The sequence below is a fragment of the Streptomyces sp. NPDC058955 genome, assembly GCF_042741435.1.
In the GTDB taxonomy this organism is placed as follows: Bacteria; Actinomycetota; Actinomycetes; order Streptomycetales; family Streptomycetaceae; genus Streptomyces.
On sequence record NZ_JBHYKM010000038.1, the window covers coordinates 53,157 to 61,163 of the forward strand.

6 protein-coding genes are annotated in these 8,007 nt (G+C 73.5%); 2 read left to right on the forward strand and 4 right to left on the reverse strand.

Translation table 11 applies throughout. The features are described 5' to 3' along the window. The first annotated feature begins 49 nt into the window (after positions 1 to 49). Positions 50 to 1,834, forward strand: coding sequence for an NAD+ synthase (locus ACFW1I_RS17250; protein ID WP_384670498.1), 1,785 nt, complete (start codon positions 50 to 52; stop codon positions 1,832 to 1,834). Here the strand turns inward: ACFW1I_RS17250 and ACFW1I_RS17255 are convergent. The 4 genes from ACFW1I_RS17255 to ACFW1I_RS17270 form a co-directional block, all read right to left on the reverse strand. Beyond that, entirely contained in the window at positions 1,800 to 3,047 is a 1,248-nt protein-coding gene (locus ACFW1I_RS17255) for an MFS transporter (protein WP_384670499.1), read from the reverse strand. The genes ACFW1I_RS17250 and ACFW1I_RS17255 overlap by 35 nt on opposite strands. A 119-nt stretch (positions 3,048 to 3,166) precedes the next feature. Further along, a complete protein-coding gene (locus tag ACFW1I_RS17260) occupies positions 3,167 to 4,180 on the reverse strand; it encodes an endonuclease/exonuclease/phosphatase family protein (RefSeq protein WP_384670500.1) in 1,014 nt (337 codons plus the stop codon). 202 nt (positions 4,181 to 4,382) lie between these two features. Then, a complete protein-coding gene (locus tag ACFW1I_RS17265; RefSeq protein ID WP_384670501.1) occupies positions 4,383 to 5,126 on the reverse strand; it encodes a TetR/AcrR family transcriptional regulator C-terminal ligand-binding domain-containing protein in 744 nt (247 codons plus the stop codon). A 31-nt stretch (positions 5,127 to 5,157) separates the two neighbouring features. Further along, positions 5,158 to 6,777, reverse strand: coding sequence for an MFS transporter (locus ACFW1I_RS17270; RefSeq protein WP_384670502.1), 1,620 nt, complete (start codon positions 6,775 to 6,777; stop codon positions 5,158 to 5,160). Positions 6,778 to 7,004: 227 nt separating this feature from the next. Between ACFW1I_RS17270 and panB the strand changes: the two genes are divergently transcribed. Beyond that, positions 7,005 to 7,868 carry a 3-methyl-2-oxobutanoate hydroxymethyltransferase gene (gene panB / locus ACFW1I_RS17275; RefSeq protein ID WP_384670503.1) on the forward strand — a complete coding sequence of 288 codons (864 nt, stop codon included), beginning with the start codon at positions 7,005 to 7,007 and terminating at the stop codon, positions 7,866 to 7,868. Positions 7,869 to 8,007: the final 139 nt, after the last annotated feature.

Here is an 8,007-nt window from a genome sequence, read left to right on the forward strand (position 1 = left end):
CCGCGGCCGGGCGCGGTTCCCAGGACATAGCGTCGGTTTGACGATTAGAGTGGGGGGCGTGCATCGACTACGCCTCGCGCTGAATCAGATCGACTCGACCGTCGGGGACGTCGCCGGGAACTCCGAGGCGATCGTCCACTGGACCCGGCACGCCGTCGGGCAGGGCGCGCACCTCGTCGCGTTCCCCGAGATGGCGCTGACCGGCTATCCCGTCGAGGACCTGGCCCTGCGGCCGTCCTTCGTCGAAGCCTCCCGGGCGGCGCTGACCGCGCTCGCGGAGCGGCTCGCCGACGAGGGCTTCGGCGAGGTGCCGGTGGTCGTCGGCTATCTCGACCGCACCGAGCGGGCGGTGCCCCGGCTCGGCCGCCCGGCCGGCTCGCCGGAGAACGCGGCGGCGGTGCTGCACCGGGGCCGGGCCGTGCTCCGCTTCGCCAAGCACCACCTGCCGAACTACGGCGTCTTCGACGAGTTCCGCTACTTCGTGCAGGGCGACACCCTGCCGGTGCTGCGGGTGCGCGGGATCGACGTGGCCCTCGCGATCTGCGAGGACCTGTGGCAGGAGGGCGGCCGGGTGCCCGCGGCCCGCTCCGCCCGGGCCGGGCTGCTGCTCTCGGTCAACGCCTCGCCGTACGAGCGGAACAAGGACGACACCCGGCTCGAACTGGTCCGCAAGCGGGCCCAGGAGGCCGGCTGCACGACCGCCTACCTGGCGTCGACCGGCGGGCAGGACGAGCTGGTCTTCGACGGGGACTCGATCGTGGTGGACGCGGCGGGCGAGGTGATCGCGCGGGCCCCGCAGTTCACCGAGGGCAGCGTCATCCTCGACCTGGACCTGCCGGCCGCCGACCCGGACGCCCCCGCGCCGGGGACGGTGGTGGACGACGGGCTGCGGATCGACCGGGCGGTGCTCGCCGGGGAGGCCGGGGAGCCGGTCGCGCCGTACGAGGCGGAGCTGACGGGCGGTTACGCGCAGCGGCTCGACGACGACGAGGAGGTCTACTCGGCGCTCGTCATCGGGCTGCGCGCCTATGTCGCGAAGAACGGTTTCGGCTCGGTGGTGATCGGCCTCTCCGGCGGCATCGACTCGGCCCTGGTCGCCGCGATCGCCTGCGACGCGCTCGGCGCGGACCGGGTGCACGGGGTGTCGATGCCGTCGAAGTACTCCTCCGACCACTCGAAGGACGACGCGGCCGAGCTGGCCCGCAGGACCGGCCTGCACTTCCGCACGGTCCCGATCGCCCCGATGTTCGACGCGTACATGGCCTCCCTCCAGCTCACCGGGCTCGCCGAGGAGAACCTCCAGTCCCGGCTGCGCGGCACCACCCTGATGGCGATCTCCAACCAGGAGGGCCACCTCGTCCTCGCCCCGGGCAACAAGTCCGAGCTGGCGGTGGGCTACTCGACCCTCTACGGCGACTCCGTCGGCGCCTACGGGCCGATCAAGGACGTCTACAAGTCGGACGTCTTCCGGCTGGCCCGCTGGCGCAACCGGGCCGCCGAGGAGCGCGGGCAGACCCCGCCGATCCCGGAGAACTCGATCGTCAAGCCGCCCAGCGCCGAGCTGCGCCCGGGCCAGGTGGACACCGACTCGCTGCCGGACTACGACGTGCTCGACCGGATCCTCGCCCTGTACGTGGACGGGGACGAGGGCACGGACGCGATCGTGGCGGCCGGCTTCGAACCGGAGCTGGTGGCCCGGACGCTGCGGATGGTGGACGCGGCGGAGTACAAGCGGCGCCAGTACCCGCCGGGCACCAAGATCTCGGCGAAGGGCTTCGGCAAGGACCGGCGGCTGCCGATCACGAACCGCTGGCGGGAGACACCGGCGTCCTGACCGGCTCCTCGGCGCCGAGGGGGCCTCGCGCGACGACGTGCGAGGCCCCCGTCGCGTTCCCCGTACGCCCCTCCCGGCGGTCGAGGAGGCCGGCGACCGCGGCGATCGCCAGGCCCGCGGCGGCGAGGCCCGCGCCGACCAGGGCCGGGGAGGTCCAGCCCCAGCCGGCGGCGATGGCGGCGCCGCCGGCCCAGGCGCCGCCCGCGTTGGCGAGGTTGAAGGCCGAGTGGTTGGAGGCGGAGGCGAGGGTCGGGGCGTCCTTCGCCTTCTCCATGACGAGCATCTGGAGCGGGGTGGTGGTCATGAAGCCGACCGCGCCGAGCACCACCACGGTGACCAGGGCGAGCCAGGGCACGTGGACGGTGAAGCGGAAGGCGACCAGGGTGACGGCGAGCGCGGCGAGCGAGCCGTAGAGGGTGGGGCGCGGGGCCCGGTCGGTGAGCGGTCCTGCGGCGAGCGCGCCGGCCGTCATGCCGATCCCGAAGAGGGCGAGGACGAGCGTGACGGTGGACTCGCCGAAGCCCATCACCTCGGTGGTCATGGAGGCCAGGTAGGAGTAGACGGCGAAGACGCCGGCGAAGCCGAAGACGGCGGTGAGCAGGCCGAGCAGCACCTGCGGGCGGCCGAGCGCGCGCAGTTCGCGGCCGAGGCCCTGGCGCTCGTCGACGGGGAGGTCGGGGACCAGCCGGGCGAGGGCGGCGAGCGAGGCCAGGCCGATGACGGCGACGACCAGGAAGGTGGCCCGCCAGCCGAGGTGCTGGCCGAGGAGGGTGGCCGCGGGCACGCCGAGGATGTTGGCGACGGTGAGGCCGAGGAACATGGTGGCGACGGCGCGGGCCTGCCGGTCGGGGCGGACGAGCCGGGCGGCGACGACGGCGCCGACGCCGAAGAAGGCGCCGTGCGGCAGACCGGCGAGGACCCGGCCGGCGAGCAGCCAGCCGTAGCCGGGCGCGAGGGCGGAGGCGAGGTTGCCGACGGTGAAGAGGGCCATCAGCAGGAGCAGCATCCGCTTGCGGGGGACGCGGGAGCCGAGGGCGGTGAGCAGCGGGGCGCCGACGACGACGCCGAGGGCGTAGGCGGAGACGAGGTGGCCCGCGGTGGGGACGGTGGTGCCGAGGTCGCCGGCGACGTTGGGCAGCAGGCCCATCATCACGAACTCGGTGGTGCCGATGCCGAAAGCGGAGATGGCCAGGGCGAGCAGGGCCACGGGCATGGGTGGGAGACCCTTTCCGGATCCGAGGGTTTGTTTTCTTACGAAACAAATTCTCGCAGACGGCTGGGTATTCCCGGCGTCGGGGGTGTGAAGAGCAGGTTTCGCCTGTCTTTCGCAGGTCAGAGAGTGATGCGGGCGGCGAGCGGCAGGTGATCGCTCCGCGTCTCCGGCAGCGCCCAGGAGGAGACCGGCTCGACGCCGCGGACCAGGATCTGGTCGATCCGGGCCATCGGGAAGGAGGCCGGCCAGGAGAAGCCGAAGCCGTCGCCGGCCGCGCCCTGGGTGGAGCGGAGCTGCGCGGTGACGGCGTTGAGGGCGCGGTCGTTCATGGTGCCGTTGAGGTCGCCGAGGAGGACGATCCGCTGCGCGCGGTCGCTCGCGATGGCCTCGCCCAGGGCGTCGGCGCTGGTGTCGCGCTGGTTGGCGGTGAAGCCGGCGTCGAGGTTGACCCGTACGGAGGGCAGGTGGGCGACGTACACCCGCAGCTCGCCCTGGGGGGCGACGACGGTGGCCTGCATGGCGCGGGTCCAGCCCATGTGGATGTCGACCGGGCGCGGGTCCCGCAGCGGCAGCCGGCTCCACAGGCCGACGGTGCCCTGGACGGAGTGGTACGGGTACTTCTCCGCGAGCTCCCGCTCGTAGACCGGCACCATGTCGGCCTTCAGCTCCTCCAGGGCGAGCACGTCGGCGCCGGAGCCGGCGAGCTGACGGGCGGTGCCCTCGGGGTCGGGGTTGTCGGCGTTGACGTTGTGGGTGGCGACGGTGAGGTCGCCGCCGGCCGACGACTTGTCCGCCACGAGCCCGCCGAAGAGGTTGAGCCAGACGACGGCCGGGAGCAGCAGCGCGATCAGCGCGGTGGCGGAGCGGCGGAGCAGCGCGAGGAGGAGCAGGACCGGGACGAAGAGGCCGAGCCAGGGCAGGAAGGTCTCGGTGAGGCTGCCGAGGTTGCCGACCCGGTTGGGGATCTGCGCGTGCAGGGCCATCAGCAGGGTGAGGGCGACGGCGAAGGCGGCCAGCAGGATGCCGCGCCGCCAGATGCCGGGGTCGCGGCGGAGGCGGCCGAGCGCGGAGCGGAACCGGTCGAGGGATCCGGAACGCCCGCCTCCCGCTCCGCCGTGCTCCGTCCCCGTCATGTCCACCCGCGCCATCGCTGCCCTCGCTCGCCTTGCCGTGCCGTCGTGCCGTCCGTGCTCCGAGACCCGGTCCCGACCCTAGGCGATGCCGGGCCCCGCGCACTCCCCCAAGGACGGCCACGGCGTGTGACGGGGTTCCGGATGCGGGCCGGTACGGGTGGGCTGTGACAGAACGCGCACATTCGTGCGGGTCCCGGTGTGGTCAGTTTCTCGGCCGGACCCCGTCGAGGATGGCGTCGGCGACGCGGGCCGGGAAGTCCGGCGACAGGTCGGCGTCGGGCTGGAGGACGGTGCGGAGCAGCAGCGGGCCGACGAAGAGGTCGTTGACCAGCTCCAGGTCGAGGTCGGCCCGGACCTCGCCGGTGGCGACGCCGCGCTCCAGGACCTCGATGCCGCGGCGGCGGCGGGGCTCGATGGCGGTGCGGTGGTACTGGTCCCAGAGCCGGGGGTGGGTCTGCATCTGGCTGAACATGTTCCGCAGCAGCGCGGAGGTCCGCTTGGCGAGCCCGCGCCGCCGCATGAACTCCAGGAGCATCACGAGGTCGTCGCGCACGGAGGTCCCGGGCAGCTCGGGGTCCGGCGGCTCGACGGACCGGATCAGCTCGACCAGCAGGTCCTCCTTGCCGGCCCAGCGGCGGTAGATGGTGGCCTTGCCGACGCCGGCGGTACGGGCGATCCGCTCGATGGAGATGTCCCCGAGCGGGACCCCGCCCTCCAGCAGCCCGATGACGGCGTCGAACACCGCCCGCTCCACCCCCTCGCTCCGCGGCCGCCCCCGTCGGGGCCCGCCGTCGGGGCAGGACGCCGCCCCCGGGGCGTCGCCGCGTCGGGGCCCGCCGACGTCCGCGGTACCGGGCTCGGTCGGCTCGGTCGGTTCGCCGGGGTTCTGGCCGTCCGCCAAGGACACGCGTGTCGCCTCTCGTCGTGGGAAAGCTGCCTTCCCCATTCTCGCCCGGCGGGGGCCGGGCGCCCGGCCGTCAGCGGTGGGACGGTTCCGCCGGTTCCCGGGCTTCCGGGGCGGTGGGCTGGGGCGGGATGCCGGGGGGCGGGGTGCGGCCGGGGAGGAAGGCGGCCACCACCACCGCGCCGACGGCGGCGATCGCCGCGGAGGCGTAGGCGGTGACGTGCATGGCGTCGAGGAACGCCTGGTGGGCGGGGGCGACGAGGCCCTCGGCGCCCAGCTTCTCGGCCACCGCGAGCGTCGCCTCCAGGGACTCGCCGGCCGTGGCGCGCACGGCGGGCGGCAGGGCGCCGAGGTGGCCCTCGATCTCGCCGCGGTAGACCGAGGAGAGGACGGAGCCGAGGACGGCCACGCCGAGCGCGCCGCCGACCTGGCGGAAGGTGTTGTTGATCGCGGAGCCGGAGCCCGCCTTCTCCCGGGGCAGCGACTGCATGATCGCGACGGTGACCGGCGGCATGATGTGCGCCATGCCCGCGCCCTGCACCAGGAAGACCAGGGCCATCACCCACACCGGGGTGTCCGCGTCGAAGAAGGCGAAGGCGCCGAGGCCGAGGGCGACGGCGGTCATGCCGGTCGCGCAGACCGCCCGCGCGCCGAAGCGGGCGACGGCGAGCCGGGCCCGGGGCGCGAAGACCATCTGGGCGAGGGCGAGCGGCAGCAGGAGCAGGCCGGAGTCGAGGGCGCTGTAGCCGCGGACGCTCTGGAGGTAGAAGGCGGAGAAGAAGGTCACGCCCATCAGCGCGAAGAAGACCAGGGCGATCGCGGCGACGGCGGCGGAGAAGACCGGCTTGCGGAAGGAGGAGACGTCCAGGGCCGGGTGGTCGGTGCGCTTCTCGTACAGGACGAAGGCGGTGAGGACGGCGAGGCCCGCGAGGACCGGGACGAGGACACCCGCCTCGGAGAAGGAGGCCCGCTCGCCGCCGCGGATGATCCCGTACACGAGGAGGACGAGGCCGAGGACGGAGAGCAGGACGCCGACCAGGTCGATCCGGCCGGGCGCGGGGTCCTTCGACTCGGGGACGAGCCAGGTCATCAGGCCGAGGGCGAGGAGCACCACCGGCACGTTGATCAGGAAGATCGAGCCCCACCAGAAGTGCTCCAGGAGGACGCCGCCGGTGATCGGGCCGATCGCGATGGCGAGGCCGACGCTGCCGGCCCAGATGCCGATGGCCTTGGGCTGCTCGTCGCGCTCGAAGACGTTCATGAGGACGGCGAGGGTGGCGGGCATGACGAAGGCGGCGCCGAGGCCCATCACGGCCCGGTAGGCGATGAGCTCGCCCGGGGAGCCGGAGAAGGCGGCCAGGGCGGAGCCGAGCCCGAAGACGGTGAGGCCGAAGAGGAGGGACCGCTTGCGGCCGAGCCGGTCGCCGAGGAGGCCGGAGGCGAAGAGGAGGCCGGCGAAGACGAGCGTGTAGGAGTTGATGGCCCACTCCAGCTCGCTCTGGGTGGCGCCGAGTCCGGTGGGGGCCGGGGACGAGATCGTCTTGACCGCCACGTTCAGGATCGAGTTGTCGAGGACGACGATCAGCAGGCTCAGCATCAGCACGCCGAGGACGGCCCAGCGGCGGCGGTGGACGGCCTCGGGGACGCGCGGCGGCGCCGGGGCGGGGGCGGAGGGGGCGGACGGCTCAGGCATGCGCACCACTGTAGACCCATTTCGAAACGGGCCCGTCTCGTATCGGAAAACGTGACCGACGCTTTGCCGCGCCTTGAACACCTTCACGGCCCGCGATGCGAACAGAAGTTCGCCTGTGAAGAGCGCCACGCCACCCCACTTCCCCGCCCGCCCGGCGAAGTGCCACCATGGACGTGGTCCGGGGACGCCGTCAGGGCGCCTCGAGATGACACAAGGAGCCGTTCACCATGACGCTTCAGGCTGCCTCGAAACAGCCCGCCGACAGCACGAAGACGCTGTACGGGGGCAAGGGCTCGCGCCGTCTCACCGTCCACGACATCGCCGCCGCCAAGGTCCGCGGCGAGAAGTGGCCCATGCTCACCGCCTACGACGCCATGACCGCCTCCGTCTTCGACGAGGCCGGCATCCCGGTGATCCTCGTCGGCGACTCCATGGGCAACTGCCACCTCGGCTACGACACCACCGTGCCCGTCACGATGGACGAGATGACGCTGCTCTCCGCGGCCGTCGTCCGGGGCACGAAGCGCGCCCTCGTCGTCGGCGACCTCCCCTTCGGCTCGTACCAGGAAGGGCCCGTCCAGGCCCTGCGCAGCGCGACCCGCCTCGTCAAGGAGGCCGGCGTGCAGGCGGTCAAGCTGGAGGGCGGCGAGCGCTCGCTGCCGCAGACCGAGATGCTGGTCCAGGCCGGCATCCCCGTCATGTCCCACCTCGGCCTCACCCCGCAGTCCGTGAACACCATGGGCTACCGGGTGCAGGGCCGCTCCGACGAGGGCGCGCACAAGCTGCTGCGCGACGCCAAGGCCGCCCAGGACGCGGGCGCCTTCGCGCTCGTCCTGGAGCTGGTCCCGGCCGAGCTGGCCGCCGAGGTCACCCGCTCGCTGCACATCCCGGTCATCGGCATCGGCGCCGGCCCCGACACCGACGCCCAGGTCCTCGTCTGGACCGACATGGCCGGCCTGACCGGCGGCAAGGTGCCGCGCTTCAGCAAGCAGTACGCCAACCTCCGCGAGACGCTCGGCGACGCCGCCCGCGCCTTCGCCGAGGACGTGGCCGGCGGGGCCTTCCCCGCCGAGGAGCACACCTTCCACTAGGACCCGCCGCACGACCCGAGCACCACCGACAGCCCGGCCCCCCCCCCGGGGGGGGGGGTGGGGGCGGTGGGGGCGGCGGGGGGGGGTGGCCGCGGTGGCGTGGGGCCGATACGCGATCACAGCCCACCCGCCGCGCGGG